Below are 26,499 nucleotides of genomic sequence, written 5' to 3' on the forward strand. Positions count from 1 at the left end.
TAGCGTTCAGTATTGTTTTTAAAAAACTAAGCATGGCACTTTCCTGCACAAAGGACTTGATCACTCTTATGCCTGAATAGGATTCCTGTGCATTTGTTGTCAGGTCAGACAAAGCTTCCTGTATCCGTTCGCTTTTTTATGTATAGTACTGTTGACAAAATAGATGATGATAGCAAGTATGGGCAATGGCATCAATACATATAACGTTAACTCCTTACTACTTTGTAGCATAAAAAAAACACTCAAAGCAATTACCGAAACCAAGTTGACAATATACATAATGGCTGGTCCGGTAAATATTCTTACACGGCTAACATCTTCGGCTATACGATTCATCATGTCGCCGATATTATGACGCTTGAAAAATAAACTATCAAGATTTTGATACTTTGTATATACTTCATTTTTTTGATCATACTCTATATGCCTGCTCATTACAATAATAGTTTGACGCATTAAGAACATGAAGAAACTTCTTAGTAATGCAAGAACTAAAATAACAATGCTGGCTATGATAACTACCTGAGCAACGCTTCTTTGCGATCCGATCAAACCTATCACTTTTCTCACTAAAATATCGTAACCATTATCGCCAATTGTGGATGTGTTTTTGTGAATGAAAGCGCATTGTCAACGTAGTTAATGATGTATCGCATCAACTGTGGAGAAAGCACATTGAAATAATTGGATAAAACAACAAATAAAATTCCCGCGCTTAACCTTACCCTGTATTTCAAAAAATATTTACCTAAAGCCCTTAAATGACGCATAAGTGCAAGGTAATGTTTTGTGTACTTTTGTTGAACAATTATTACAATTTGTTGAGCAATCATTATACATCTCACCTCGCGTATAAGTTTTTAAATTTTTTGCTTCAATTCCATAAACATATTTATTATCTTGTCTATATATATAATCTAAATGGTAAAAGAATTAAGACAACAGTTTAATAAGAGTTTTACACAGCAGAAATATGAAGCATTTTTTAATGATCTCAATACTGCGCATTCATCGCTACAATTCAGGCCAGCCGAAACACCCGTTTTTGTTCCAAAGCATTTTCATAAACAAATGATAAGTGCGTGTGAAAGTATCATTGATGTTATATTAAAGCCTGATTTTAAAGAACTCACCGAAAATTCAATTCCTAAAGATTTAAGAGTTAAAAATGAGGATGATTACCCAGGTTGTCTTACGTTTGATTTTGGTGTTTGCATCAATGATCATAACAAGCTGGAGCCACAGCTTATTGAAATGCAGGCATTCCCCACACTGTTCGCCTACGAGGTATTGCTGGATGATACATTCTATAAGCATTTTGAAGCACCTTCTAATTATTCAAGCTATCTGGGAGCGTTAAGCAAAGATTCTTATCTTAAATTATTGAAGGATCTTATTCTAAAAAACCATGCACCTGAAAATGTGATCTTACTGGAGATATTCCCTGACAAACAAAAAACAAATATTGACTTCTATTGTACACAGGACTACTTGGGAATAAAACCCGTGTGTGTTACGGAGCTCATAAAAAAAGGAAAAGAGCTTTATTATTTTAATGGAGGTAAGGAAACGTTGATCAAAAGAATTTACAATCGTGTCATTTTTGATGAATTATTGCAGCAGGAAGAGTGGGTACAGGAAAAAGCAAAAGTATTATTTGAAGATATTGATGTTGAGTGGATGCCGCATCCCAATTGGTTTTATCGTATTAGTAAATATACTTTGCCACTCATTAAGCATCCCAATATTCCGGAAACCAACTTCTTAAACAAAATTGAAAAAATACCTTCGGATCTGGAAAACTATGTATTAAAGCCACTATTTTCCTTTGCCGGCCAAGGCGTTGTAATTGATGTTACAAATGAAGATATTGAGAAAATTGAAGATCGTGAGAACTGGATATTACAACGTAAAGTGCAATATGCTTCGGTTATAGAAACGTTGGATGAGCCTGCGAAAGCGGAGATCCGGATTTTTTATTTTTGGCCAGATAAAGCGGATCGGCCCATTCCTACCAATAATCTTGTCAGATTAAGCAAGGGTAAAATGATCGGCGTTCGATACAACAAAGATAAAAGCTGGACTGGTGGCACCTTTGGATTATTTGAACGATAGCTCTCATTCAGTTTGTTTAAATTGCAATACTTTATCCAACTTTAAAATGTCAAACATATGGCAACTAGTGTAACATTATCGATTGATATAGGTGGCTCGAAAATAAAAGCCTGCACACTCAATAAAAATGGTAAAATTTTACACGAATACACAAAAATACCAACCCCCAATCCTGCTAATCCTACAAACCTGCTCGCCGCAATTAAAGAGCTTGTAAAGGAGTTTAGATATGATCGTATATCTGCAGGTTTTCCTGGTTATGTTAGAGACGGAATTGTACATACGGCTCCAAACCTCGGTACTGAATTTTGGAAGGGAGTGAACCTGGCCGAAGAACTTATGGTGACTTTAGGCAAACCGACCCGGGTTATAAATGATGCCGATATGCTGGGACTTGGCTGCGTAAGCGGAAAGGGTTTTGAAATGATGATAACATTAGGAACTGGCTTTGGCACTGCTTTCTACCTCGATGGTAAAGTGCTTCCCCACCTTGAAGTAGCACATCATCCTATTCATAAAGATCAGGATTATGATGCATTTATAGGTGAAGCTACTTACAATGAAATTGGTAAAAAGAAATGGAACAAGCGAATGCAACGGGTGTTATCCATTATGAAAACAGTTTTTAACTACGACAAGTTATACATTGGCGGCGGATTATCACGGAAATTAGATTTTCAACTTGATGAAAACATTATTTTGGTTGCTAATATTGATGGTATTGATGGCGGGGTAAAACTTTGGGAGCAATAGCAAACACCATAGATAACAAACCTTCAGGCTTACATTCACGTTTGTATTGTCTACTTTTGCGGCTCTTATTAAAAATGATGGATCAAAAAGAAAATAACATATTAGGAGAACGCAACAAAGCAAGACTGGAACGTATTGCCAATGTGGCTACACGCTGGATTGGCTCGACAGCTTCATTGCTTGTCCATACAGTACTATTTATTATAGCATTTGCCCTTCCGCTTCTACATATATTAAGTTTTGATAAAATGCTTTTGGTGCTTACAACCATTGTATCATTAGAAGCTATTTATCTGGCCATTTTTATACAAATGTCCGTTAATAAGAATAGTGAGGATATTGAAGAGATCCAGGAGTATGTAGAAGAAATTCAGGAAGATATCGAGGAGATTCAGGAAGATGTGGATGAAATTCAGGAAGACGTGGAAGAGATTCAGGAAGATGTAGAAGAGATCCAGGAAGATGTGGAAGAAATTCAGGAAGATGTAGAAGAAATTCAGGAAGAACTTGATGAAGATGCTGAAGATGGATTAGTTAGCCAGAAAACCGAGGCAGTGCAGGTTTTTAATTCGGTTGATAAAATATCCAAAATACAACTGCTCATAAATCAACTTCAGAAAGAAATTGAACAATTAAAAGCGCAAAAAATTAGTTAATTAACTTTTATTCTAAGTTAAAATTAGAATATGCGACGTTATCGTTTGATTCTGCTTTCGGAGTAATTGTTTCTGAACTTTTATTTAATACTTGCTGATTATCAAGTACAAATAAGGCTACAGGTGTTGTCACTAACAACAATAGGAGTAGCATTTTAGATATTCTATTCATATAAGGTCTAGGTTTAGAGCTTTTGCTTGGATTATAATAAACGCAAAATTCGTTCCAAACGCTGCAAAGATATAAAAAAATGTTATTTTTTTATATCGAAATTAACTTTTTATGGAAAGATTGCCCAGTCGTGATTTAGCCTTATTGAATACATTTCTTCCCAAATCTATACCACTACGCTGCTCTTTTTGCTGATCTTCTGGCAGATGTATAAATTCTTTACAGTCGTAGCTGCAGCAACCCTCAAATTCTTTTGCGCATTCTTCGCACTGAATAAAAAGCAAATGACAGGCATCATTCACACAATTCACATGAGTATCAGCCGGTTTGCCGCATTGATGACATTTAGCAATGATTTCATTGGTAACCCTCTCACCCAGCCGCTGATCAAAGACGAAGTTTTTACCGTGAAATTTGTTTGCTAATCCAGACTCCTTTACTTTATTCACATAATTGATAATTCCACCTTCCAGGTGAAAAACATTTTTAAAACCTCTATGCAACATATATGCTGACGCTTTCTCGCAACGGATGCCGCCAGTGCAATACATAATGATGTTTTTATCTTTATGTTGTTCCATCATTTCTACTGCCATGGGTAATTGTTCTCTGAAAGTATCACTCGGAATTTCAATAGCATTTTCGAAATGTCCCACTTCAAATTCGTAGTGATTACGCATATCGATAATGATAGTTTCCGAATCAGCGGCTAAATCATTAAACTTTTTCGCATCCGCATATTTACCTTTGTTTGCCATATTGAATGCGGGGTCTTCAATACCATCAGCCACAATTTTATTACGTACTTTAATATCCAGCACATAAAAAGATTTTCCGTCATCATCAACAGCAATATTAAGGCGTAAATTATTTAATGCCTGATCTGATTGATAAAGTGTTGTTTTAAATTGATTAAAATAGGCTGATGGAACGCTTATCTGCGCATTAATACCTTCGTGCGCAATATAAATACGGCCTAAAACATTCAGTTCCGAAAAAATTCTGTAAAGATTATTGCGGAACTGTTGGGGATCTTCAATTTTAAAATAGCAGTAAAATGAAAGGGTGGTGCGTGGGGTATTATCCTGTAAAATACGTTCTTTAAGTTCCTTGCGCGAAACTCTGTTATGTAGTGCCATGTGTTTGAAATTTGACCACGCTTATCAGCGGGAATTAATAATAATTGGGCAGTTTCAGGCTGCACCAAATTTCAGACTGCAAAAGTAATTATCTGAACCTGGATTTTTAAGATTTATTTGATTATGCAGATGGAGTAATCCTAATTCTATTTTATAAATAGTCCGGCACTTTTCACCAAGGCATCAAGCCACATGGCATTATAGGATCTTTATTAGATTATTATGCGTATAATCACTATAAAATATCTTCCCAATCTTTTATCCCATAAATCATGGTTCAGAAGTTTATTTTCCCCAACCAAACCAGTCATTGCCGTTAGCATATAGCATAAGTCCCAGAAGAAGGATCATGCCGACCATCTGCGCATATTCCAAAAACTTTTCATTGGGTTTGCGCCGCTAACCATTTCATAAAGCGTAAACATTACGTGGCCACCATCCAATGCCGGAATGGGAAGAAGGTTCATAAATGCCAATATAATCGATAGAAAAGCAGTAATGTTCCAAAATGCTTCCCAGCTCCAGAAAGTAGGAAATACAGAACCCATAGCTTTAAATCCACCAACACCTTTATAGGCTTCCGTCTCAGGATTTAATATCAAAGCAAATTGGTCTATATATGCTTTTAGCTTTTCTATAGATTTTTTTACACCAGCAGGAAACGCTGCCAGAAAACTATACTCACGCTTTTCAATTTTATAAGCACCTAGGTTCGCATATTCTTCATCTGTTAAAAACGGTATACCAATTTTTCCGTCCGCGTCAACCCGGGCATTTAATGTTAGTGGCTGGTCATTGCGGATAATAGATAATACGACCGGCGTGTTCTTTTTATCTTTCAAGATCGAAGACATTTCATCGTAAAAGTTGACAGGCGTAGAGTCGATCGCTGTGATCAGATCCATTTTTCTTAAGCCGGCTTTGTAACCGCCTAAGGTATCCATTCCATATTTTTTATCATACTCGCCAACGTATGATGGTACTCTTTCCATAAACATGTAAGCCCTTTTCCGCCTGCTTTCTACCAACTTACCGATCAGGTTTACTGGTACATTGATCGTCATTTTTTTCCTGCTCGCTCAATGTCGATAGTCTTACTTCCAATTAAAATTTTCGCAGCCAGATCTTCAAAATAGGGAACTGGTTCGCCATTAACTGCAAGTATTTTATCTCCTGATCTTAAACCTATCTCACTCATAAGGCTGTCGGTAACTGCAACACCATTCTGTAATGAACTCATTGGTGTTTTCTTTTCACCCCACACAAAAAGAATCATGGCATAAATAATAAATGCAACCAGTACATTCATAATGATCCCGGCCAACATAATGATCAATCGCTGCCAGGCTGGTTTACTTCTAAACTCATAAGCTTTTGCCGGTTGTTTCATTTGCTCCTTGTCCATGCTCTCATCAATCATGCCGCTGATTTTTACATAACCACCTAAAGGAAGCCAGCCAACACCATACTCGGTATCGCCAACTTTCTTTTTGAACAATGAGAACCAGGGATCAAAAAATAAATAAAATTTTTCAACACGGCATCCAAACCATCTTGCAGTAATGTAATGACCAAACTCATGAAGTAACACAAGAATTGAAAGGGCCAAAATAAGCTGAGCAACCTGAACACCCACACCAGACCAGTTAATAGCTAAAGTATAAAGCATTATGATAGGGAATATTTTATTTTAAGCTGGCAAAGATACATCGAATGTTCTTACTGATTTGCTAAAAACTATTTTTAAAAGTATGGCGTATTTTTTTGTGAATAGAATTATGCTTGATATTTTTATATTAATAAGAGAATATTTATATATAAAAAATTTTATTGCCTTTAACAACTATTTTATTGTTTTTTCAAAAACATAGTTATATTTGTTAGCTAAGTAAAACTTTTTATAAAGTAAATATTACAGAAAGTGGAGAACGGAAACAACGACAAAAAAATGGAAGCCATTTACAGCAAAAGGCTCCGTGCTGGAAAAAGAAGAACTTATTTTTTTGATGTAAGGTCTACCAAAGGCAATGATTATTATTTAACAATTACAGAGAGTCGTAAGAGGTTTGATGATAATGGGTATGACAGGCATAAGGTTTTCCTTTACAAGGAAGATTTCAATAAGTTTTTAAAAGCATTGAATGAGGCGGTTGAATATGTAAAAACGGATTTAATGCCTGATTTCGATTTTGATGCGTTTAATCATGATGAGTATGAAGAAGATGGCGGCGCTGTTTCTCATTCGCCAGCTACAGGAAGCGCACCAGTTGCTGCTGCACCCGTTGAAGAGCAACCCAATAATGACGAAAAAGTTGTAGAAAATGTAGCTCCTAAAACTGATGAATCGGGAACCGCATCTACAAGTCATGAAGAAGTTGACAAATGGTAATTTTAAATGAATAGTATATTAAAGCCGCTAAATATTTTTAGCGGCTTTTGTTTTTTTAAGATAATCTTCAAATTCTTCTAAGTTGAAACTACTCAAATTACGCTGAGCTGTTAAACCTCCTTTTTGAGCAGCCAACACGCCATACTTAATATCATAAAAACCTTCTATTGAGTGCGCATCTGGATTGATAGATAACAATACATCCTTTTCGAGGGCATAAGGTATCCACGACCAGTCCAGATCGAGTCGGTGTGGGTTGGCATTAATTTCAATGACAACATGGTTGGCTACGCAGGCGTCAATGATCTTTTCATGATTAATGGGATAGCCATTTCGGCTTAGTAGTAAACGCCCGGTAGGATGCCCTAAAATAGTGGTGTAGCGATTCTCAATTGCCTTCATTAAGCGCTGCATGGCTTTTTCTTCGCTCATATAAAGATTGCTATGCACTGATGCAATTACTAAATCAAAACTGCTTAGCACTTCATCGCTATAATCAAGGTTACCATCATTTAAAATATCGCTTTCAATACTTTTAAAAATTTTAAATGGAGCTAATTTTTGATTGAGCTTATCAATATAAATATGCTGCTCTTTAATTCGTTCCTCAGATAATCCATTTGCATATGCTGCAGTTTTAGAGTGATCTGACATAACCAGGTATTCAAAATTATTTTTGATAAGGTTGTCAGCCAGTTCATCAATAGTATTAATACCATCTGACCAATTGCTATGATTATGGATAATGCCTTTTATGTCATTTAATGCGATAGTTTGAGGAAGCGAATTGTTGATTGCCTGGTCTACTGCATCTTTTGTTTCCCGATAATAAGGATAGATAAAAGGAACGCCTGCCTTTTCGAAAATAGCCTCCTCATTTTCATAATTGTTTTTTTCAAAAAAGATTTATCTGTTTTTGAAAAAAGGCTTCGATAAATTGTTCCCCGGCAGAAGTTAGAAATTGCTTTTTGTAAATATTCTCATCACCAAAATAAATGCGAAGCTTTAGGCCATTGGTTAATTTGTAAACAATAAATTCGTCAGTGTCTTCAAGCAATTCAGGCGGATAGGCTGTTTTAAATTTCGGAAAAATAGCTTCCTTTTTTTCTTTTATGACAAACTCAAGTTCTTGAATAGTTAAAAGCTGGCGACGATAATCTCCAGTCACCAAAACCTTCTCTTTACCAAAAATATTTTCAAGATAATTTTGAATACCTGGAAAAACCTCATGGATCTGGGCGTATAGAAAATGACCAATATGTTGATTATAAAACCTGATCGCTTCCAGCACATTTGCCTGCGTTTTCGCACCAAAACCTTTATATCGTGTTAACCTGTTTTCGTTGCAAGCGTATTCAAGTTCTCCAATCGATTGTATGCCCATTTCCTGCCAAACGGTGTGTATCTTTTTAGGGCCTAATCCTTTTATGCGAAGCATTTCGCGAACACCTTCAGGCGTATCTTCAATAAATTCTTGTAAGGTTGTCATCGATCCGGTGTCAAGCAGTTCAATCACTTTTGATGCGACAGATGGGCCCAGGCCTTTGATTGACGCAATGGAGCTTCGATCTGTTTCTAAAAGCGGATGCTCTAATTTTTCGATGTGGAAAGCTGCAATGGAATAGGTTTTGGATTTGAAAGAATTTTCTCCGTGGATATCCATTAATTTAGATAGCAACGAAAAATGCTCAGCTATATCTGCGTTATTCATAAATGCAAAATAAGCAATTCGGGTTATTCAGTATTATTGGCTATGCAAAAAAAAACCTCCAAAGGAGGTTTTATAAGTTTAATACAAGCCAATGCTTATTTTTTCTTTTTGCTGCTGCTTTTTTAGGAGCTGCTTTTTTTGCTGCTGCCTTTTTAGGAGCTGCTTTTTTTGCTGCTACTTTTTTAGGAGCTGCTTTTTTGCTGCTGCTTTTTTAGGAGCTGCTTTTTTTGCTGCTGCCTTTTTAGGAGCTGCTTTTTTTGCTGCTACTTTTTTAGGAGCTGCTTTTTTTGCTGCTGCTTTTTTAGGAGCCGCTTTCTTAGCTGCTGCTTTTGCCATTTGATTTTGAATTTAATTGATTAGTAAATGGGTTATCGAAAGTAAAATTATACAAAAATAAACTACTCACAAATTTTTTTCCACAAGTTATTAAGGTGGAAGCATGTATTATTCACATTCTAAAATTCGAGCATAAAAAAAGGATGGTATAAAACCATCCTTAATAATATCTAAAAATATCTTCCTTAAGCCTGTGCTGCTTCAGAAACAGAAACAAAAGTTCTGTCTTTTCTACCTTTTTTAAATTCTACAACACCGTCAGTCAATGCAAATAAAGTGAAGTCTCTACCTACACCAACGTTACTACCAGGATGATAAACAGTACCACGCTGACGAACAATAATATTACCGGCGATAGCAGGTTGCCCGCCAAATATCTTAACACCTAATCTTTTGCTTTCTGAGTCGCGACCGTTTTTTACACTACCTTCGCCTTTCTTATGTGCCATTTCTTTTAGTTTAAATGTTTTATAATGTTTATAAGTTGAAAGGAATACTATTTATAATTTATTAACCTTTCAACGCGTAAATCAAATTACGCTATTGCGGTAACTTTAATTTTAGTATAAGCAGTACGGTGACCTTTCTTTTTGTGGAAACCTTTTCTTCTTTTCATTTTATAAGCAATAACTGTATCACCTTTTATGTGATCTACAATTTCCGCGCTAACTGTTGCTTTATTATCTGCACCAACAGAAAGTTTTCCGTCAGCATGTACAAATAATACATCCAAATTAACAGAGTCGCCTGCTTTACCTTCCAAATGAGGAACAAATAATGTCTGATCCTTTTCTACCTTATATTGTTGGCCCGCTACTTTAATTACTGCTATCATCTTATAAAAATTAGGCGGCAAAGGTAGATATTAATTTCGATAATTCAATGAGAAATTTGAACTTTATATAAATCCTTTTTTATAGAATGCGGTCACAGGATATTTTTGTATAAATTTGATTGCTACATGGTTTATTAAAATTCGTATAAGTTAATGAAAATCAAATCTTTTTTAGCAAAGCCCTTTGCTTCAATTGTACATAAAAATATCAAAAAAGGAATGTTGACGGCTGTTGCTGATCAGGATGCAATACTAAAAAATTTAATTAAGGTTGGTAAAAGCACACAATTTGGAAAAGATCATAAGCTGGAGGTTGTTGCAGAGTATAATGAATTTCGTGATGCGATACCAGTAAGAGATTATGAAGGACTTACTTCTTACATCAATTTAATAAAGGAGGGTAAGCATAATATTTTATGGAAAGGTGTGCCCATTTATTTTGCAAAAACATCTGGCACAACCAGCGGAACCAAATATATTCCAATTACAAAAGATTCGATTGGCAATCATATCAACTCTGCACGAAACGCATTATTATGTTATATGGCAGAAACGGGCAACACTCGTTTTGCAGATGGAAAGTTGATTTTTCTAAGCGGATCGCCTGAACTGGAGCGGATAGGTGGCGTTCCTACGGGACGTTTGAGTGGAATTGTAAATCATCATATACCCCGGTATCTGCGAAAAAACCAGTTGCCTGATTATGAAACGAATTGTATTGAAGATTGGGAAACGAAACTCAATAAAATAGTGGATGAGACCATTAATCAGGATATGACGCTGATAAGTGGTATACCACCATGGGTTCAAATGTATTTTGATGAATTGATGAAACGTACCGGCAAATCAGTGGGCGAGATATTTCCTAACTTTTCCGTAATGGTATATGGCGGTGTCAATTTTGAACCTTACAAAGCAAAGCTCCATCAAAGTATTGGCAGAAAAATAGATGGGATAGAAACATTTCCTGCATCCGAAGGTTTTTTTGCTTTCCAGGATACTCAAACAGAACCCGGCCTATTATTAAATACAAACAGTGGTATATTTTTCGAGTTTATTCCGGAAGAAGAAATAGGTAAGGAAAGTCCCAAACGTATTTCTTTAAAAGATGTAAAAACCGGAGTGAATTATGCATTGATCATTAACAGTAATGCCGGACTTTGGGGATATGATATTGGCGACATGGTAAAGTTCGTTTCTACTGAACCCTACAGGCTTATTGTAACAGGCCGCACAAAGCATTTTATATCGGCTTTTGGTGAGCACGTTATTGCGGAAGAAGTAGAGCATAGCCTATTGAAAGCCGCTGCCGAAGACAATGTGCATATTACCGAATTTACAGTAGCCCCTTATGTGAACGAAGGTTCGGGAAAGAGTTATCACGAATGGTTTATAGAATTTGATAATGTTCCCAATAACATGCAGCAATTTTCTGAAAAGGTAGATGTATATTTACGCCAGAAGAATGTTTATTATGATGACCTGATCGCCGGTAATATCTTACAAACATTGAAAATTACGCCGATCAGAAAAAACGGATTTATTGATTATATGAAATCTATCGGTAAACTTGGCGGGCAAAATAAAGTACCTCGTTTAAGTAATGATAGAAAAATAGCAGACAGTCTTTTGCCGTGGGCTCAAAGTGAATAATCAATAATCTTCTTGTTACACCCTCTTACGCTCTTAGTATAAAATATGATAAAAAGGATAGGAATTTTTGGTTCGACTGGATCCATAGGAAAGCAAACGCTGGATGTGATTAAACATAATCCGGACAAGTTTTCTGTGGAAATATTAACTGCTAACAGCAATTATGAAATGCTGGTTGAGCAAGCGCTGGAGCATGACCCAAATATTGTGGTAATTGGTGAAAAAAACTTTATGAAAAAGTAAAAGAAGAATTATCGGGTACTGATATAAAAGTTTTTGCTGGCGAAGATGCCTTGGAGGAAGTAGCTGCAATGGATTGTTACGATATGATGCTTGCTGCTATTGTTGGATTTGCAGGCCTAAAACCTACATTACGAGCTATTGAGAATAAAAAAGCAATTGCTTTAGCGAATAAAGAAACATTAGTGGTAGCCGGTGATATTGTTATGGACTTAGCCGTACAAAATCAGGTTCCTATTATTCCGGTTGACTCAGAACATTCTGCCATCTTTCAATGCCTGGTAGGGGAGAGCCGCAATAAAATTGAGAAAATATACCTTACCGCATCGGGTGGTCCTTTCTTAGGAAGAAAGCCTAATTTTTTGGTGAATGTGAAAAGGGAGCATGCTTTGCAGCATCCTAATTGGCAAATGGGCGCAAAGATTTCAATTGATTCAGCAACCTTGATGAATAAAGGCCTTGAAATGATAGAGGCAAAATGGCTTTTTAATCTGGAGCCTGATCAAATAGAAGTGTTGGTGCATCCGCAAAGCGCTATTCACAGCATGGTTCAATTTGATGATGGAAGTGTGAAAGCGCAAATTGGAGTTCCTGATATGAAACTTCCCATACAGTATGCATTGGCTTTTCCATATAGGATACCTAACGAATATCCAAGATTCAGTTTTAAAAAATTCAATACACTAACTTTCGAAGAACCAGACTTGCGAACTTTCAGAAACCTGGAATTATCCATTGGCGCATTACAGAAAGGCGGCAACTTGCCTTGCGTTATGAACGCAGCTAATGAAATAGCTGTATATGCTTTTTAAAAAATCGAATTGGCTTTTTGGAAATGACGGATGTTATAGAATCGGTAATGCATCGACTAACTTTTATTGAAAAACCTACTCTTGACGACTATTTTAACAGCGATGCTGAAGCCAGAACACTAGCAGCCGATATCATTAGTTTATAGTATCAAAAATTGTTTAAAGTTTTTTCTTCTTATCCTGCAATTTCATAACCATTGGGATGTCAAAGCGCTATGCGTGTCTATCAATGTAAATTATTACATTCGTTGTTCAAACTTTATTCAATATGAATTTTAAATTAGGCATTGGGCTTATATGTTTAAGTTTCACTTTTAGTAATGTATGGGCATCTAAAGTAGACACCGTTGTAACTCACAGCCAGGCAATGAAGAAAGACATTAAAGCTGTTGTTATTACTCCGGAAAAATATGATAAGGCGAAACAATATCCGGTAGTATATCTTTTACATGGTTACAGCGGTAGTTATAAAGATTGGCCAAAAGCAGCTGCGGTTTTGGCAGCAGCAGATCTTTATAATGAAATAATAGTTTGTGGGGATGGTGGATTTGGTAGTTGGTATTGGGATAGCCCGGTAGATCCGGCCTTTAAGTATGAGACTTATGTTTCAAAAGAACTTGTTGAATGGGTCGACAAAAATTACACAACAATAAAAAGTTCTAAAGGACGTGCAATAGCCGGGTTAAGCATGGGCGGACATGGTGCATTGTACCTGGCTATAAAGCACCCCAATGTTTTTGGCGCCTGCGGTAGTATGAGCGGAGGTGTTGACATCAGGCCGTTTCCTGATAATTGGGACATGGCAAAGCGAATGGGTAAATATTCGGAGCATCCCGAAAGATGGGAAAAGAATACCATCGTAAATATGCTGCATCTTATTGAACCAAAAACACTCAGCATTATTATAGATTGCGGCACCGGCGACTTTTTTATGAAGTTAATCAGGCCTTACACCAACAGTTGCTATATAGAAACATACCACACGATTATATTACCCGGCCGGGAGGACATACATGGCCTTACTGGGAAAATGCAGTCGGCTATCAATTGCTTTTTTCTACAATTTCTTTTCCAAATCCAATTGAGATTTACTACGGTATTGATTTTTAATAATTTAATTTATCATAAATTTCAATAACTGCACAATATTTGCTTTTAGTTAATATTTGACCAAAGGTTGATATTTATGATAGCTTATGTTGCTATCATTTATTCATTATTTACTTTTTTATAAATCTTCTATATTAATGGTACAGAACGGGTTTGAAAGGCTGGTGGACATAATGAATGACCTACGCGAAAAATGCCCCTGGGATAAAAAACAAACCATCCAATCTTTAAGGCAGATGACGCTTGAAGAAACGTATGAATTGACCGACGCTATTTTAGAAGAAGATTGGAATCATATAAAAGAGGAGCTGGGCGATTTACTGTTGCATATTGTGTTTTATTCGAAGATTGCAACAGAAAAGGAAAAATTTACTATAGACGATGTTGCACATGGTATTTCTGAAAAACTTATTAAAAGGCATCCACATGTATATCCGCCGGCCCATCAGCATACAGATCTTCGCGAGGTAAAAAATGAAGAAGATGTAAAACAGAACTGGGAACAGCTTAAACTTAAAGAAGGTAAAAAATCTGTACTTAGTGGTGTTCCAACATCTTTACCAAGTATAATCAAGGCAATGCGGTTGCAGGAAAAAGCCAAGCAGGTAGGATTTGAATGGGAGAATAAGGAAGATGTATGGAAAAAGGTAGAAGAAGAAATGGACGAGTTAAAAGAGGCGGTATCCCAAAAATCAATTGTTGAGCAAGAGGAAGAACTGGGTGATCTTTTATTTTCTATCATTAATTATGCAAGATTTTTAAATGTTGATGCTGATGCTGCACTTGAACGAACAAATAAGAAATTTAAAAAGCGATTTACCGAAATGGAAAGTATCGCATCGCAACAAGGGAAAAATCTGAACAAAATGTCGCTTGAAGAAATGGACGAGATCTGGGATACTATCAAAGCTGCAAAATAAGAATGAGCAAGTTGTTTAAAAATAAAAATTCCTGGAGCTACTTTATACTATTTTGTTCCTTAGCTTTATTTGCGGGCTCATTTGCTTTCCAGTCTATATCGGTTAACAAATCTTCTTTTGAACAACGGGTAAAAAAGCTGGAGAAAGGCATTCATCAGCTGGAAAAGGATGCAGCATCAGTACTAAGCGATACGGCATTAATGAGGCGACTTAATATTGCGAAGCAAACCCCTGCCGATCTTGATTATCTCTATAATAAACCATATTACTTTTATGTTTATCAAAAACTAAATAACGGGCAATATTTAAAGTTTTGGAATACTGCCGTTATGATTATTCCTGACAGCGTATTAAATGATGTAATGGATGAAAAATTCGTCCAACTTTCCAACGGTTATTATTACATAAAAAAGAACCAGAGCAAACAGCATCCGGGCCTTAATATTTGCTACGCTATTCTTATCAAATCTCAGTTTTTTATTCCCTCCGAGAATTTTAAAGAGTCTTATCCTCTAAATAAAGGCCTTGACGGAGTAGCCAATATCAGCCTCAATCCCAGTCCTTATGTAGTAAGATCGTTTTCGGGAAAATCTCTCTTTTATTTAAAAAAAAAACCGGGCACTACGTTAAATAATGATAACGTTGGGTTTGTCATCATCAGGCTGATCAGTTTCTTTTTCATTTTCCTCGCTATTTACTTTATACTTTTCAAAAATGTAGTTAGGAAGTATAAGTTTGCAGACATTCCTTTTTTCATACTTTGTCTTCTTTCTTTTAGGGTTCTTTTGTATTTGTTTAGAGATATCTTTAGTTTGGAACGGCTTGAACTATTCCGTTCCTCCCTTTATAATGCTGGAATGATGTTGCCCAGCCTGGGCGATCTTTTAATAAGTAGCGCACTTTTTTGCTGGATTGGAATTTTTATTTGGAATCGTATAAAACCAGACGGATCAGAACCGCCTGAACCGAAAAGAAATAAAGTTCAATGGGCACAGGGTATTTTGTACATTTTATTATTGCTTATTCTAACATTTACAACAATAAATGTTATCAGAAGCATTGTCTCTAACTCTAAGGTATCCTTCGATGTTACTAATTTTTTCAGTTTAAGTTTTTTTACCGCAGTAGGATTTGTCATCCTCGCTTTCCTTTCTCTTGGCTTTCACTATTTTTCGAGAATCATATACAATTACCTGTTTCCGGCCTTTTCAGGTTCTGTTTATTACATATATCTGTTTATTGCCGTAGCGGGCCTTTCCTACATAGCGTTATCTACACCGCAGGTTACGGCCTTATATCTTTTATGCCTTGCGTGGTTATTGCTGTATACTTTTTTATTTAATAATGAAACTTCTCTTAACAAATTAATACGGTTTAATATTTCAGGCATTGTTATCTGGATCTTTATTTTTTCGATTAGCATATCAGTATTGATGTTGTCGGAAATAGATAAAGCAGAACTTAAACAGCGAAGAGTTTACCTGGAGAAACTGGATACAAAAAGCGATCCCGGAACAGAGCGGCTGATTGTTATGGCAAACACTTATCTGGATAATGATTTTTTTCAGCATAATTTTCATCGCCTTTACGATGAAAAGGACAATAAATTTTTGCGTGATAGTATTTTGTCAAATAATTATTCCAGGTATATCAGAGATTATTCTGGCAGCCTGTATTTTTTGACAGCACGCATAAGCCACTGTTTAATACAGGTAATTTATCTTATGAATCTATTAAAACGATTATTTTACGGCAGTCCGACTCTACTAATTTTCGGGACTTATATTTTTATGAGCCTTCGTATGACAAGTTTGCTTACATAACTTATCGTCCAGTAAAAGCTGAGGATGGAAAACTTATGGGAACGGTTTGCATTATATCACAACCCAAAAAGTTCTCACCTATTATTATCACTCCTGAGCTTTTCAGGCAGTACAACGAGTGGACGTTTTCAAACTCTACGATGTATAGCTATGCTATTTATTCTAATAAACTTTTGGTATCGTCTTCAAAAAATATCCTTTTACCTATAACCTCGTTCCCTCACAAATACCAAAATCAGTTTTCGAATTAAAAGAAAATAATGGATATAGCGAACTTTGGTATCGACCAAGCAATAATAAAGTTATTGTAATGACACGTAAGAACGAAAGTGTACTAGAAACCATAACACTGTTTTCTTATATATTTTGTGCTTTCCTGTTTTTAGTAGCGCTTATTCAATTGTTTTCAAACCTGCTCAACCTTGTTCTTAACAAGGGATTATTAAAAAAACGACTGAAATTTTCGACAAGCATTCGCGGACAAATCCATAATACTTTTATATTAATAACGCTGCTATCTTTTGTAGTAATTGGTATTGCGACAATTTCATTTTTTATAAAAAGATTTGAAGATTCTAATAGCGAGCATCTTGGAAGAACAATGAATATTATGGTGAATGAAATGCAGTCGCGCAAAGAAATTGGCTCGCTTGTATATGAGCAGGCCGACTCTTTAAATTCACAGCGTTTGGAAGATATTATTAAGCGTGTGGCGGATATACATGGGGTTGATGTAAATATTTTTAATTTTCGAGGGTCTTTACTGGCTAGTAGTCAGCCGGATATTTATCGAAAGGGAGTATTGAGTATGCAGATAGATCCACGCGCTTATTATTACTTATTTAGGCTTCGCCGAATTGAGCATACACAAAAGGAAAAAGTAGCTGATCTTAAGTATACAAACATGTATGCACCGCTGCGTAATGACGACGGGAGTTTTTATGCTTATTTAAGCATACCGTATTTTACCTCAGAGCAGGTATTAAATGAAGAAATATCCCGGTTTCTGATCACCCTTATCAATCTGAATGCATTTATATTTTTGATAACTGGGTTGGTTGCACTTTTAATTACCAACAGAATTACACATTCATTTGCGCTTATTCGCGATAAACTGATGCAGGTAAATTTATCGAAGCACAATGAAATGATCGTTTGGGAAAAGAACGATGAGATTGGGAGCCTTGTTGCTGAATATAATAAAATGGTTACCAAACTTCAGTTAAGCGCAGACGCGCTTGCTAAATCTGAGCGGCAGGAAGCTTGGAGAGAAATGGCCCGGCAGGTTGCACATGAAATAAAGAATCCGCTAACGCCAATGAAATTGAGCCTTCAATATCTGCAAAAGGCAATAGATAATAACAGCCCCAATGTTCAACAGTTAACTTTTAATGTGTCTAAAACCTTAGTAGAACAAATAGACCATCTTTCTAAAATAGCCGCTGATTTTTCTCAATTTGCCAACATTAATCAGGTTCAAACAGAAATTTTTGACCTTCATGAAGTCATTCGGCCATTGATTGTTATTTATAGTAAAAATCCTGATGTAGAGTTAATATGGCAACCTCTATCTCAATCGCTCGATATATTTGCAGATAAAACACATATGAATAGGGTATTCACTAATCTTTTTGGCAATGCTATAGAAGCGGCCAGGCCAAATATACCTTTTAAAATGGCTGTGAAGGAAAGAATTCATGGAGATAAGGTTATTGTAACGGTTGCTGATAATGGTGTTGGAATAAGCGAGGAAATGCAAAGCAAAATTTTCATACCCAATTTTACTACTAAAAGTTCTGGTACCGGTTTGGGTCTCGCTATGTGCAAAACAATTGTAGAACAGGCCGGAGGGGAAATAACTTTTGAAACTGCGGTTAATAAAGGAACATCCTTTCATATCGAATTACCACTTATTCGCTAAAGACAGCATACAAAAAAGCCGGTTGAAATTTCAACCGGCCCTCTTATAACTTAATTGTTAATTGCTTCTTAGTGAGCAGCAGAATCAGCAGCAACAGCAGCAGCTGAATCAACTGTAGCAGCAGCTGAATCAATAGTAGCATGTGCAGAATCAGCTAAAGTTTCAACTTCAGCGTTCAAAGAATCAGCTGTAGCCTCTTCTGAAGTAGTTTCAGCACTGTTACAAGCTGCAAAAGATACTGCGATCAAAGCAATTGCGAATAATTTTTTCATGATTGTCTTTTTTGTTTTAAAATTATAATTTGAAGATTAATACCAAAAAGACAAAGAGGTAACCCAAATCTTTAAATTTTTTAAAAAGGCTTTTTATTGATAAATAAACCAGTATAAATAGTAAATAAAAATATTTATAATTTATTCAAAAATTCAGGGCTAAGTGCATCAAAAATGGTGTTTTTGCTATCATTTTGACTCACCAAATCTTCTAAAGTAATCCGTTCTAACAAATTATTAACGGTTAATTGTATCATTTGCCAAAGCGAGCGCGAAGAACAATCAACCGAGCTTGTGCAAAAACGCATAACAGCGCCGTTCTCATCGGTAAACTCTTTATCAAGAGGTGTTCCTAAAGCTTCCAATACATTTTTGATAACAATTTCCGAAGGTTTTTGAGCCACTATATAGCCACCTTTGTTACCGGGAGTGCTGCGAATGAAACCAGACATTCTCAATAACCTGGTTAGCTTTGCAATATAATGCTGACTCAGTTGCTCCGTCTCGCTTAATTGAGGAATGCTCATACCATCACGGTCTTCGCAAGATGCAATGCGTATTAAAATTCTTAAGCCATATTCTTCCTGTGCAGTAATTTTCATTCGTATTTTTTTAAGTTGCAGCTTGGCTGCGATTGTATTGCCGAATGCATTATTATTTTACATAAATCCTAATTCCAATTGTGCAGCCTCGCTCATCATGCTTTTATTCCACGGCGGATCCCATGTCACGGTTACCAGTACATCACTCACACCCTCAAGCTCCCTTACTTTTTGATCAACCTCCATTGGCAAGCTCTGCGCTGCAGGACAGCCTGGGGCAGTCAGCGTCATCAATACAAATACATTTCCGCCCTCGTTCACTTCCACCTTGTAAATTAATCCCAGTTCGTAAATATTTACTGGGAGTTCAGGATCAAAAATGGTTTGTAATACCTCAACAACTTTATCTTTTATTTCCGATTCGTTCATTTCGATTTTTTATTAAATCATCAGCAATGCTACTAGCATCTTTGTTGCGTCGCACTCTTCAATTGTGGAATACATATCAACTTTTTAAACTAAACGCCAAAGCATAATGTTTCATTTGTTTTACCATTGCCAAAAGACCATTCGAACGCGTTTGTGCTAAATGGCTTGTCATACCGATCTTATTAATAAAATCCATTTTAGAATGTAGTATTTCATCAGGTGTATGTCCACTTAATACCCTAATAAGCATACTTATCAATCCTTTTACAATAATAGCATCACTTTCCGCCTGGTAATAAATTTTTCCATCTTTATAATCTGCCTCCAACCAAACAGTAGATTGGCAACCCTTTACTTTGTTCTCATCTTTTTTATATTCATCGGGTAGGGGCGCCAGCTTCTTCCCTAAATCGATAATATACTCATACTTATCGTCCCAACTGTCAAAAAGCGAAAATTCATCTACTATTTCTTCTTCTATTTGTTCGATCGTTTTTATCATTAATCAACTTTTATACTATCCTCATATAGTGTTTCCGGATCAATATCGGCTTGGTTGGCCCAGGCCACACTATTAAAACATGGTCTTACAGTATTAAACATTTTCGGATCTTTCAACTGTTTAAATATTCCCAAATTCAAATACGGACTCATATCAAATTGTCTTTTTCACCATTTACATAAGTGAAAATAATTTGATAATCGGCTAATGCCTGAACGTCTTTTACATCTATATATTTATACATAAAATGCTATTTTAAAGGTTCAATGTTGAAAGGTTGTTCTCCACTTTGACATAGTTCCCAATCTGCTAACAATTCATCTTTATGTATTTCGATCCACGCCTGAATGAGTTTTATTTGTTTCAGCGGCAATTCACCATTTAAAATTTCACCATCGCTGATTTGCAGTACAGCTTCTATGCCTTGGTAAACAGCGTGAATATGCGGAGGGTTATGCTCCTTCGGGCCGTAATACATCCTTATTAGAATGCCAAAAAACATTGAAATTGTAGGCATGGTAAAATTTTTTATTACCTTAAAACTTTCACGGCTTTTTTCAATCCTTCTATCATCAAATCCACTTCTTCAACGGTGTTATACAACGCGAAAGATGCGCGAATCGTTCCTGGAATGCAGAAACGGTTCATCAATGGTTCTGCACAATGATGCCCTGTACGAACTGCAATGCCTTTATTATCTAACAATATGCCAATATCCTGCGGATGTACGCCTGCTATCACAAAAGAAGCCACACTTACTTTGTGATCGTTATCTCCGATAATTTTTAGCCCTTCAATTTCTTTTAATCTTTCCGTTGCATGTGCCAGCAATACATCTTCATGTTTGCGGATATTTGATTTACCAACTTTGTTGATATAATCAATTGCAGGTTTTAATGCAATAGCATCGGCAATGTTTGGTGTGCCTGCTTCAAATTTATAAGGAAGCTCGTTGTAAGTTGTTTTTTCGAAAGTTACTTCTTTTATCATTTCGCCGCCGCCCGCAAACACGGGCATTGCGTTGAGTAGATCTTTTTACCATACAAAATACCCATACCGGTTGGGCCAAGTAGTTTATGTGATGAAAATGCAAAAAGTCACAATCCAAGTCCTGCACATCAATGTCTAAATGCATGGAACTTTGCGCGCCATCAATCAAAACCACCGCGCCTTTTTCATGCGCTAATTGAATGATTTCTTTTACCGGATTTACGGTACCCAATGCGTTGGATACATGGTTTACGGCAACAAGTTTGGTGCGGTCATTCAATAATTTTTTGTATTCATCCATCAGCAATTCTCCATTATCATTTATGGGAATTACTTTGAGTTTAGCATTATTTTGTTCGCAAATAATTTGCCAGGGAACAATGTTGGAGTGATGCTCCATTCCGGAGATGATCACTTCATCATTTGCTTTCAAATTTTGCCTTGCCCAGGTATATGCTACTAAGTTGATGCTTTCGGTAGTACCGCGTGTATAAATAATTTCTTCGCGTGATGAGGCATTAATAAATGCTTTAACCGTATCTCTTGTGGCTTCAAAATCTGCTGTCGCTTCTTCTGCTAATGAATGAATGCCTCTATGAACATTGGCATTATTAAAACTATAATAATGAACCAACGCATCGATAACCGATTGCGGTTTTTGAGATGTTGCAGCATTATCGAAGTAAACCAGACGATGGCCTTTTACCTCTCTGTTGAGAATGGGAAAGTCTTTTCGGATGGCTCTATGTCGAAAATATATTTTGTATTGGCTGTTGCTATCATCTTAAATTATTTACGGAAAGTAGCGGTACACTTCCTTTCGATGTAAAATTCTACTTAATATTATTGTATCATCTTCTACAAAAAATCCGATTCGATAATCTTTAATTTTGATACGATAAGCTCTTGGATGTCCTTTTAACTTTTTAATATTGGAAAGTTCATTTATATTTTTGGCCTCAATAATTTGGAGGATCAGTTTTTCAATTTCAACTTTTATAGCTTTTGGCAACGATTTGACATCTTTATTAGCCGAAGGACGTATAACGAGTTGCATTAGCTTTTAAGATTCTTTAAAAAGGTATCCAAACTTATTTCACGTTTATCCTTATCCCCTTCTTTCATCGCTTTCAGTAAGGCCGCGTCTTCTCTGTCCTCGCTGCTCAAAACACCAAATGATAAGCCCATTTCTTGAACAAATTTTTTTATTTTTTCAATCTGCTCTTTGCTTCGAGGCGTTATCACAATTGAGTCCATATAAATAAATTTAAAAATTACAAATCCAGCTTCTTTGTTACCAACCCTTCTACGAAAGTTCTTACATTTTCATGCTTTATTTTTTCCAGCACATCAAGTGCAAAACCATGAAGCAGGAGAGACGTAGCTGTTTTCTCTTCGATGCCGCGTGAGCGCATGTAAAATAATGCATCCTCGTCAAGGCTTCCAACTGTACAACCGTGCGAACATTTTACATCATCAGCAAAAATCTCCAACTGCGGTTTGGCGTTAACGCTGGCATTTTCTGATAACAGAATGTTACGATTGCTTTGGTAAGCATTTGTTTTTTGTGCTATTTGGCGTACAAATATTTTTCCGTTAAATACACCGGTAGAATTACCATTCAACACGCCTTTATACAATTCATTGCTTAGGCAATTGGGTTGGCGGTTATCAACTACTGTGTGATTGTCGATATGTGTTTGATTATCTCCCAGGTATAATCCGAATAAATTGGCTTCGCAATATTCGGCGCTCATTACCATGTTGAGATTATTACGAATCAAACCACCGTTCAGGCAAACCGTTACCACATTTGCAACGCTTTTACCAATTTGATGTACATGCGTGGTACTTACCACTTTCGAATTGGCTTCATCATTTTGAATTTTATATAGATCCAAAATCGCATCTTTTTCTACAACCAATTCAATAACCTGGTTGGTAAAGCTTTCATCCGCACCAATGGTTACAAAAGTTTCCACCATTTGCACCTGTGCGTTTTGAGCTACGTGAACCAGGCTACGTGGCTGCGCAAAAATATTTCCATTGCGCGCATCGGTAATATTATATAAATAAATAGGATGACTAGCCGTTCGGCTTTTGAAAACATGTACAAACACGCCTTCCTGAATGAAGGCTGTATTCAATGCATTGATGCCATCTTTGTGGTAATCGGCGCTATGGCCTAAATGTTCTTTAACAATAGAAGCATACTTATCGTGACCTGCCGCGCTTTGCAATGAAAGGATTTCTAATTCATCAGAACGGGTGTGAGATAATTCTTCATGAAAATGTCCGTTTACAAACACGATCAAATTAGCATCCTCATGTCCCGGAAGTTGTAATGTTGAAAGATCAGATACAGTAAATGATTGTTCTTTCAGATCGGTGGTAAAATGATAATCTTTATTGAAGAAGTCATTGATGCGTGTATATTTCCACTCTTCATGCTTAACTGTTGGAATACCAGTTTGCTCAAATTCTGTAAAAGCCTCATCTCTCATATCTTTTATATGAGCATCAACATTATTGGTCTGAAGCTTTTCGAAACGTTCTTTAAAATATGATATTGTGTCCATTGAAATTTAATGTGATGATGTGATGATAATTAAGATAATGTGATGCTGAATTAGCATATTATCACATTAGCAAATTATCAAATTAAGCTACTACGCTCTTAATAAAATCGTATCCTTTTTCTTCCAGCTCGTAAGCTAATTCCTTCGTACCTGATTTTACGATTCGGCCATTATATAATACATGTACAAAATCAGGAACTATATAATCTAACAAACGTTGATAGTGCGTAATACAAAGCACGGCGTTTTCGCTGCTGCGTAATTTATTAACCCCATTAGCTACTACTCTAATCGCGTCAATATCTAACCCCGAATCAGTTTCATCCAAAATGGCGAGCTTTGGCTCCAGCATGGCCATTTGAAAAATTTCGTTACGTTTTTTCTCACCACCTGAAAAACCTTCGTTTAATGAACGGCTTAACATTGTCTGATCGATTTCTACCAAAGCCATTTTTTCTTTCATTTTTTTCAAAAAGGAAACGGCATCCAATTCTTCTTCACCGCGATATTTACGAATTTCGTTAACTGCAGTTTTCATAAAGTTGGTTGTGCTTAAGCCCGGAATCTCAACTGGATATTGAAAACTTAAAAAATACCTTCCCCAGCGCGTTCTTCTGGAGCAAGATCTAATAGATCTTTGCCTAAAAATTCTACCGACCCGCTCAACACTTCATAATCTTCCTTTCCAGCTAAAACAGATGCCAAGGTACTTTTACCCGAACCATTAGGCCCCATGATTGCGTGTACCTCGCCTGGATTTATTTGTAAATTGATCCCTTTTAATATTTCTCTACCTTCAATACCTGCGCGCAGGTCATTAATTGTTAACATGATTTATTGCGATTTCTGATTTTTATGTATTGATTCTTTATATAAAATAAAATATTAGCCTACACTTCCTTCTAAACTGATAGCCAATAATTTTTGAGCTTCAACAGCGAACTCCATTGGCAATTGATTCATTACTTCTTTGGCAAATCCATTGATTATTAATGCTACCGCAGTTTCCGTATCTATACCACGCTGATTGCAGTAAAATATCTGATCTTCACCTATCTTGGAAGTTGTTGCCTCATGTTCTACTACACCTGTGTTGTTTTTTACCTCAATGTACGGGAACGTGTGAGCGCCACATTTGTCACCCAGCAATAAAGAATCGCATTGAGAGAAGTTTCTGGCATTAGATGCATTCTTTCCTACGCGTACCAATCCTCTATAGCTATTGTTGCTATAACCTGCTGAAATACCCTTACTTACGATGCGACTTCTCGTATTTTTGCCGAGGTGTATCATTTTCGTTCCGGTATCTGCTTGTTGATAATTGTTAGTTACCGCAACAGAATAAAATTCTCCATTTGAATTATCGCCCTGCAAAATAACACTTGGGTATTTCCAGGTAATGGAAGAGCCAGTTTCAACCTGCGTCCAGCTTATTTTAGAGTTTACACCTTTGCAAATGCCGCGCTTGGTAACGAAATTGTAAATACCGCCTTTTCCTTCCTTATCACCAGGGTACCAGTTTTGAACTGTCGAGTATTTTACCTCGGCGTTATTTAAAGCAACTATTTCGACAACCGCTGCATGTAGTTGATTTTCATCTCTCATTGGTGCTGTACATCCTTCCAGATAACTTACATAAGTATCATCTTCTGCTACTATTAAAGTGCGTTCAAATTGACCTGTATTTTCAGCATTGATCCGGAAATAAGTTGAAAGCTCCATAGGGCAACGAACGCCTTTAGGAATAAAACAAAATGATCCATCACTAAAAACGGCGGAGTTAAGAGCCGAAAAATAATTGTCCGTAACAGGTACTACGCTTCCTAAATATTGACGTATCAACTCAGGATGTTCCTGGATAGCTTCGCTCATCGAGCAAAATATAATCCCCTGCTCACTCAGTTGTTTTTTGAAAGAAGTTCCAATTGACACGCTATCAATTACTGCATCTACCGCAACCCCTGTAAGGCGTTTCTGCTCATCCAGAGAAATCCCTAATTTCTCAAAAGTTTTAATCAATTCTGGATCCACTTCGTCAAGACCGTTCAGTTTTGCTTTTTGCTTAGGGGCAGAATAATAGATAACATCCTGGTAGTTGATAGGAGGAAATGTAACGTTTGCCCAGGTTGGCTCTTTCATTTTAAGCCATTGCGCATAAGCTTTTAGTCTCCATTCAAGCATCCATTCGGGTTCATTCTTTTTAGCAGAGATAAAACGTACAATTTCTTCGCTAAGACCTTTTGGGGCTGATTCAGATTCGATTTCAGTTACAAAACCATATTTATACTCACTATTTACGTGGCTTTCGATCGGATCAAAGTCCGTTTCGCTGGTTTCGGGCTTTATTAATTGTTCCACATCAGTATTCATGCCCGCAAAGTTAGGCTATTTGTACTAAAAAGTATAAATGAAGCGCAGCTCTTTTCTTATAAATTTTCTTAACTGTTTAACTGATAAATTGATATACAGGCTTATACTTTTAGAGTATCGTGTATTTGGTTAGTTTGCCTTTAGATTTTCTTTTACCGATAACGCGATTAATTCCGCCCATTCCCTATACATTTTACCTGAAGGATGAAGACCGTCTGAGGCTATTAAAG

The 26,499-nt window shown here is 36.4% G+C and carries 31 protein-coding genes and 2 pseudogenes; 10 read left to right on the forward strand and 23 right to left on the reverse strand.

Translation table 11 applies throughout. From position 1 onward, the window contains the following. Nucleotides 1–99: 99 nt before the first annotated feature. Together MKP09_RS13135 and MKP09_RS13140 are read right to left on the reverse strand one after the other, a co-directional pair. Nucleotides 100–570 (reverse strand): ABC transporter transmembrane domain-containing protein, encoded by a 471-nt coding sequence (locus tag MKP09_RS13135; protein WP_240830453.1) that lies wholly within the window; start codon nucleotides 568–570, stop codon nucleotides 100–102. Then, the gene (locus MKP09_RS13140) at nucleotides 570–770 is read right to left on the reverse strand and encodes a hypothetical protein (RefSeq protein WP_240830454.1); all 201 of its coding nucleotides are present in this window, start codon (nucleotides 768–770) and stop codon (nucleotides 570–572) included. The genes MKP09_RS13135 and MKP09_RS13140 overlap by 1 nt, the downstream gene beginning before the upstream one ends. A 151-nt stretch (nucleotides 771–921) precedes the next feature. Between MKP09_RS13140 and MKP09_RS13145 the strand changes: the two genes are divergently transcribed. The 3 genes from MKP09_RS13145 (at nucleotide 922) to MKP09_RS13155 (ending at nucleotide 3,524) form a co-directional block, all read left to right on the forward strand. Next, nucleotides 922–2,115, forward strand: a complete 1,194-nt coding sequence (locus MKP09_RS13145) for a hypothetical protein (protein ID WP_240830455.1) — start codon at nucleotides 922–924, stop codon at nucleotides 2,113–2,115. Nucleotides 2,116–2,172: 57 nt separating this feature from the next. Further along, nucleotides 2,173–2,868, forward strand: coding sequence for an ROK family protein (locus MKP09_RS13150; protein WP_240830456.1), 696 nt, complete (start codon nucleotides 2,173–2,175; stop codon nucleotides 2,866–2,868). 74 nt (nucleotides 2,869–2,942) lie between these two features. After that, nucleotides 2,943–3,524: a DUF1003 domain-containing protein gene (locus MKP09_RS13155; RefSeq protein WP_240830457.1), complete on the forward strand. Its 582-nt coding sequence runs from the start codon at nucleotides 2,943–2,945 to the stop codon at nucleotides 3,522–3,524. A gap of 273 nt (nucleotides 3,525–3,797) precedes the next feature. On the opposite strand, the gene trhO is transcribed toward MKP09_RS13155, so the two are convergent. From trhO to MKP09_RS13170, 3 genes are all read right to left on the reverse strand, one after another. Next, the gene (gene trhO, locus MKP09_RS13160) at nucleotides 3,798–4,835 is read right to left on the reverse strand and encodes an oxygen-dependent tRNA uridine(34) hydroxylase TrhO (protein WP_240830458.1); all 1,038 of its coding nucleotides are present in this window, start codon (nucleotides 4,833–4,835) and stop codon (nucleotides 3,798–3,800) included. Nucleotides 4,836–5,182: 347 nt separating this feature from the next. Next, nucleotides 5,183–5,899, reverse strand: a complete 717-nt coding sequence (locus MKP09_RS13165) for a M50 family metallopeptidase (protein ID WP_240830459.1) — start codon at nucleotides 5,897–5,899, stop codon at nucleotides 5,183–5,185. Further along, entirely contained in the window at nucleotides 5,896–6,504 is a 609-nt protein-coding gene (locus MKP09_RS13170) for a M50 family metallopeptidase (RefSeq protein WP_240830460.1), read from the reverse strand. The genes MKP09_RS13165 and MKP09_RS13170 overlap by 4 nt, the downstream gene beginning before the upstream one ends. Nucleotides 6,505–6,756: 252 nt before the next feature. On the opposite strand from MKP09_RS13170, the gene MKP09_RS13175 reads away from it, so the two are divergent. After that, nucleotides 6,757–7,224, forward strand: coding sequence for a DUF3276 family protein (locus MKP09_RS13175; RefSeq protein WP_240830461.1), 468 nt, complete (start codon nucleotides 6,757–6,759; stop codon nucleotides 7,222–7,224). Nucleotides 7,225–7,251: 27 nt separating this feature from the next. On the opposite strand, the gene MKP09_RS13180 is transcribed toward MKP09_RS13175, so the two are convergent. The 5 genes from MKP09_RS13180 to rplU all read right to left on the reverse strand — a co-directional run bounded on the left by MKP09_RS13180 (nucleotide 7,252) and on the right by rplU (nucleotide 10,106). Next, on the reverse strand, nucleotides 7,252–8,130 hold the full coding sequence (locus MKP09_RS13180) for a PHP domain-containing protein (RefSeq protein WP_317235345.1): 879 nt from the start codon (nucleotides 8,128–8,130) through the stop codon (nucleotides 7,252–7,254). Next, entirely contained in the window at nucleotides 8,120–8,935 is an 816-nt protein-coding gene (locus MKP09_RS13185; RefSeq protein ID WP_240830462.1) for a helix-hairpin-helix domain-containing protein, read from the reverse strand. The genes MKP09_RS13180 and MKP09_RS13185 overlap by 11 nt, the downstream gene beginning before the upstream one ends. A 174-nt stretch (nucleotides 8,936–9,109) precedes the next feature. Beyond that, nucleotides 9,110–9,271, reverse strand: a complete 162-nt coding sequence (locus tag MKP09_RS13190) for a hypothetical protein (RefSeq protein ID WP_240830463.1) — start codon at nucleotides 9,269–9,271, stop codon at nucleotides 9,110–9,112. A 185-nt stretch (nucleotides 9,272–9,456) separates the two neighbouring features. Next, on the reverse strand, nucleotides 9,457–9,720 hold the full coding sequence (gene rpmA, locus MKP09_RS13195) for a 50S ribosomal protein L27 (protein WP_240830464.1): 264 nt from the start codon (nucleotides 9,718–9,720) through the stop codon (nucleotides 9,457–9,459). Between the two features lie 86 nt (nucleotides 9,721–9,806). Next, nucleotides 9,807–10,106 carry a 50S ribosomal protein L21 gene (gene rplU, locus MKP09_RS13200; protein ID WP_240830465.1) on the reverse strand — a complete coding sequence of 100 codons (300 nt, stop codon included), beginning with the start codon at nucleotides 10,104–10,106 and terminating at the stop codon, nucleotides 9,807–9,809. 153 nt (nucleotides 10,107–10,259) lie between these two features. Between rplU and MKP09_RS13205 the strand changes: the two genes are divergently transcribed. The 6 genes and pseudogenes from MKP09_RS13205 to MKP09_RS13230 all read left to right on the forward strand — a co-directional run bounded on the left by MKP09_RS13205 (nucleotide 10,260) and on the right by MKP09_RS13230 (nucleotide 18,585). Then, nucleotides 10,260–11,759 carry a GH3 family acyl-acid amido synthetase gene (locus tag MKP09_RS13205; RefSeq protein WP_240830466.1) on the forward strand — a complete coding sequence of 500 codons (1,500 nt, stop codon included), beginning with the start codon at nucleotides 10,260–10,262 and terminating at the stop codon, nucleotides 11,757–11,759. Nucleotides 11,760–11,804: 45 nt separating this feature from the next. Beyond that, nucleotides 11,805–12,957 (forward strand): annotated as a pseudogene (locus MKP09_RS13210) (1-deoxy-D-xylulose-5-phosphate reductoisomerase). A gap of 122 nt (nucleotides 12,958–13,079) precedes the next feature. Continuing rightward, nucleotides 13,080–13,949: an alpha/beta hydrolase gene (locus tag MKP09_RS13215; protein WP_240830467.1), complete on the forward strand. Its 870-nt coding sequence runs from the start codon at nucleotides 13,080–13,082 to the stop codon at nucleotides 13,947–13,949. A gap of 109 nt (nucleotides 13,950–14,058) precedes the next feature. Beyond that, nucleotides 14,059–14,841, forward strand: a complete 783-nt coding sequence (gene mazG, locus MKP09_RS13220) for a nucleoside triphosphate pyrophosphohydrolase (protein WP_240830468.1) — start codon at nucleotides 14,059–14,061, stop codon at nucleotides 14,839–14,841. A gap of 2 nt (nucleotides 14,842–14,843) precedes the next feature. Beyond that, nucleotides 14,844–16,664 (forward strand): hypothetical protein, encoded by a 1,821-nt coding sequence (locus tag MKP09_RS13225; RefSeq protein WP_240830469.1) that lies wholly within the window; start codon nucleotides 14,844–14,846, stop codon nucleotides 16,662–16,664. Between the two features lie 310 nt (nucleotides 16,665–16,974). Further along, complete coding sequence (locus MKP09_RS13230) at nucleotides 16,975–18,585, forward strand: sensor histidine kinase (RefSeq protein ID WP_240830470.1); 1,611 nt, start codon at nucleotides 16,975–16,977, stop codon at nucleotides 18,583–18,585. 68 nt (nucleotides 18,586–18,653) lie between these two features. On the opposite strand, the gene MKP09_RS13235 is transcribed toward MKP09_RS13230, so the two are convergent. The 13 genes and pseudogenes from MKP09_RS13235 to sufB form a co-directional block, all read right to left on the reverse strand. Then, a complete protein-coding gene (locus MKP09_RS13235) occupies nucleotides 18,654–18,857 on the reverse strand; it encodes a hypothetical protein (RefSeq protein ID WP_240830471.1) in 204 nt (67 codons plus the stop codon). A 134-nt stretch (nucleotides 18,858–18,991) separates the two neighbouring features. Beyond that, complete coding sequence (locus tag MKP09_RS13240) at nucleotides 18,992–19,459, reverse strand: RrF2 family transcriptional regulator (protein WP_240830472.1); 468 nt, start codon at nucleotides 19,457–19,459, stop codon at nucleotides 18,992–18,994. Nucleotides 19,460–19,516: 57 nt separating this feature from the next. Beyond that, nucleotides 19,517–19,828 (reverse strand): SUF system Fe-S cluster assembly protein, encoded by a 312-nt coding sequence (locus MKP09_RS13245; protein WP_240830473.1) that lies wholly within the window; start codon nucleotides 19,826–19,828, stop codon nucleotides 19,517–19,519. A gap of 76 nt (nucleotides 19,829–19,904) precedes the next feature. After that, complete coding sequence (locus tag MKP09_RS13250) at nucleotides 19,905–20,330, reverse strand: SufE family protein (protein ID WP_240830474.1); 426 nt, start codon at nucleotides 20,328–20,330, stop codon at nucleotides 19,905–19,907. After that, nucleotides 20,330–20,482 carry a DUF2442 domain-containing protein gene (locus MKP09_RS13255; RefSeq protein ID WP_240830475.1) on the reverse strand — a complete coding sequence of 51 codons (153 nt, stop codon included), beginning with the start codon at nucleotides 20,480–20,482 and terminating at the stop codon, nucleotides 20,330–20,332. The genes MKP09_RS13250 and MKP09_RS13255 overlap by 1 nt, the downstream gene beginning before the upstream one ends. 98 nt (nucleotides 20,483–20,580) lie before the next feature. Then, the gene (locus tag MKP09_RS13260; protein ID WP_240830476.1) at nucleotides 20,581–20,847 is read right to left on the reverse strand and encodes a DUF4160 domain-containing protein; all 267 of its coding nucleotides are present in this window, start codon (nucleotides 20,845–20,847) and stop codon (nucleotides 20,581–20,583) included. A gap of 14 nt (nucleotides 20,848–20,861) precedes the next feature. Further along, nucleotides 20,862–21,954 (reverse strand): annotated as a pseudogene (locus MKP09_RS28130) (cysteine desulfurase). Nucleotides 21,955–22,113: 159 nt separating this feature from the next. After that, nucleotides 22,114–22,377 (reverse strand): type II toxin-antitoxin system RelE family toxin, encoded by a 264-nt coding sequence (locus tag MKP09_RS13270; RefSeq protein WP_240830477.1) that lies wholly within the window; start codon nucleotides 22,375–22,377, stop codon nucleotides 22,114–22,116. Then, complete coding sequence (locus tag MKP09_RS13275) at nucleotides 22,377–22,577, reverse strand: hypothetical protein (RefSeq protein WP_240830478.1); 201 nt, start codon at nucleotides 22,575–22,577, stop codon at nucleotides 22,377–22,379. Before MKP09_RS13275 ends, MKP09_RS13270 begins: the two co-directional genes overlap by 1 nt. Nucleotides 22,578–22,594: 17 nt before the next feature. Then, nucleotides 22,595–23,899: a Fe-S cluster assembly protein SufD gene (gene sufD, locus MKP09_RS13280; protein WP_240830479.1), complete on the reverse strand. Its 1,305-nt coding sequence runs from the start codon at nucleotides 23,897–23,899 to the stop codon at nucleotides 22,595–22,597. Nucleotides 23,900–23,981: 82 nt separating this feature from the next. Continuing rightward, nucleotides 23,982–24,548: a Fe-S cluster assembly ATPase SufC gene (sufC, locus tag MKP09_RS13285; protein ID WP_317235347.1), complete on the reverse strand. Its 567-nt coding sequence runs from the start codon at nucleotides 24,546–24,548 to the stop codon at nucleotides 23,982–23,984. Then, complete coding sequence (locus tag MKP09_RS28655; RefSeq protein WP_317235319.1) at nucleotides 24,485–24,730, reverse strand: ATP-binding cassette domain-containing protein; 246 nt, start codon at nucleotides 24,728–24,730, stop codon at nucleotides 24,485–24,487. Before MKP09_RS28655 ends, sufC begins: the two co-directional genes overlap by 64 nt. A gap of 54 nt (nucleotides 24,731–24,784) precedes the next feature. Continuing rightward, a complete protein-coding gene (gene sufB / locus MKP09_RS13290) occupies nucleotides 24,785–26,269 on the reverse strand; it encodes a Fe-S cluster assembly protein SufB (RefSeq protein WP_240830480.1) in 1,485 nt (494 codons plus the stop codon). Nucleotides 26,270–26,499: the final 230 nt, after the last annotated feature.

Origin of the sequence: Paraniabella ginsengisoli, assembly GCF_022513635.1 — a bacterium.
Lineage (GTDB): Bacteria > Bacteroidota > Bacteroidia > Chitinophagales > Chitinophagaceae > Niabella > Niabella ginsengisoli.

Excerpts from the sequence above, each read along its gene's own strand:
- MKP09_RS13215 (WP_240830467.1), top strand. The coding sequence starts at position 13,080 with ATGAATTTTAAATTAGGCATTGGGCTTATATGTTTAAGTTTCACTTTT.
- MKP09_RS13260 (WP_240830476.1), bottom strand. The coding sequence starts at position 20,847 with ATGCCTACAATTTCAATGTTTTTTGGCATTCTAATAAGGATGTATTAC.
- MKP09_RS13145 (WP_240830455.1), top strand. The coding sequence starts at position 922 with ATGGTAAAAGAATTAAGACAACAGTTTAATAAGAGTTTTACACAGCAG.
- MKP09_RS28655 (WP_317235319.1), bottom strand. The coding sequence starts at position 24,730 with ATGTTAACAATTAATGACCTGCGCGCAGGTATTGAAGGTAGAGAAATA.
- sufD (WP_240830479.1), bottom strand. The coding sequence starts at position 23,899 with ATGGACACAATATCATATTTTAAAGAACGTTTCGAAAAGCTTCAGACC.
- mazG (WP_240830468.1), top strand. The coding sequence starts at position 14,059 with ATGGTACAGAACGGGTTTGAAAGGCTGGTGGACATAATGAATGACCTA.
- MKP09_RS13240 (WP_240830472.1), bottom strand. The coding sequence starts at position 19,459 with ATGAAAATTACTGCACAGGAAGAATATGGCTTAAGAATTTTAATACGC.
- rpmA (WP_240830464.1), bottom strand. The coding sequence starts at position 9,720 with ATGGCACATAAGAAAGGCGAAGGTAGTGTAAAAAACGGTCGCGACTCA.
- MKP09_RS13250 (WP_240830474.1), bottom strand. The coding sequence starts at position 20,330 with ATGATAAAAACGATCGAACAAATAGAAGAAGAAATAGTAGATGAATTT.
- MKP09_RS13255 (WP_240830475.1), bottom strand. The coding sequence starts at position 20,482 with ATGAGTCCGTATTTGAATTTGGGAATATTTAAACAGTTGAAAGATCCG.
- MKP09_RS13230 (WP_240830470.1), top strand. The coding sequence starts at position 16,975 with ATGACACGTAAGAACGAAAGTGTACTAGAAACCATAACACTGTTTTCT.
- MKP09_RS13150 (WP_240830456.1), top strand. The coding sequence starts at position 2,173 with ATGGCAACTAGTGTAACATTATCGATTGATATAGGTGGCTCGAAAATA.
- MKP09_RS13245 (WP_240830473.1), bottom strand. The coding sequence starts at position 19,828 with ATGAACGAATCGGAAATAAAAGATAAAGTTGTTGAGGTATTACAAACC.
- MKP09_RS13140 (WP_240830454.1), bottom strand. The coding sequence starts at position 770 with ATGCGTCATTTAAGGGCTTTAGGTAAATATTTTTTGAAATACAGGGTA.
- MKP09_RS13155 (WP_240830457.1), top strand. The coding sequence starts at position 2,943 with ATGATGGATCAAAAAGAAAATAACATATTAGGAGAACGCAACAAAGCA.
- MKP09_RS13190 (WP_240830463.1), bottom strand. The coding sequence starts at position 9,271 with ATGGCAAAAGCAGCAGCTAAGAAAGCGGCTCCTAAAAAAGCAGCAGCA.
- MKP09_RS13165 (WP_240830459.1), bottom strand. The coding sequence starts at position 5,899 with ATGACGATCAATGTACCAGTAAACCTGATCGGTAAGTTGGTAGAAAGC.
- trhO (WP_240830458.1), bottom strand. The coding sequence starts at position 4,835 with ATGGCACTACATAACAGAGTTTCGCGCAAGGAACTTAAAGAACGTATT.
- rplU (WP_240830465.1), bottom strand. The coding sequence starts at position 10,106 with ATGATAGCAGTAATTAAAGTAGCGGGCCAACAATATAAGGTAGAAAAG.
- MKP09_RS13235 (WP_240830471.1), bottom strand. The coding sequence starts at position 18,857 with ATGAAAAAATTATTCGCAATTGCTTTGATCGCAGTATCTTTTGCAGCT.
- MKP09_RS13185 (WP_240830462.1), bottom strand. The coding sequence starts at position 8,935 with ATGAATAACGCAGATATAGCTGAGCATTTTTCGTTGCTATCTAAATTA.
- MKP09_RS13275 (WP_240830478.1), bottom strand. The coding sequence starts at position 22,577 with ATGGACTCAATTGTGATAACGCCTCGAAGCAAAGAGCAGATTGAAAAA.
- MKP09_RS13270 (WP_240830477.1), bottom strand. The coding sequence starts at position 22,377 with ATGCAACTCGTTATACGTCCTTCGGCTAATAAAGATGTCAAATCGTTG.
- MKP09_RS13205 (WP_240830466.1), top strand. The coding sequence starts at position 10,260 with ATGAAAATCAAATCTTTTTTAGCAAAGCCCTTTGCTTCAATTGTACAT.
- MKP09_RS13225 (WP_240830469.1), top strand. The coding sequence starts at position 14,844 with ATGAGCAAGTTGTTTAAAAATAAAAATTCCTGGAGCTACTTTATACTA.
- sufB (WP_240830480.1), bottom strand. The coding sequence starts at position 26,269 with ATGAATACTGATGTGGAACAATTAATAAAGCCCGAAACCAGCGAAACG.
- MKP09_RS13170 (WP_240830460.1), bottom strand. The coding sequence starts at position 6,504 with ATGCTTTATACTTTAGCTATTAACTGGTCTGGTGTGGGTGTTCAGGTT.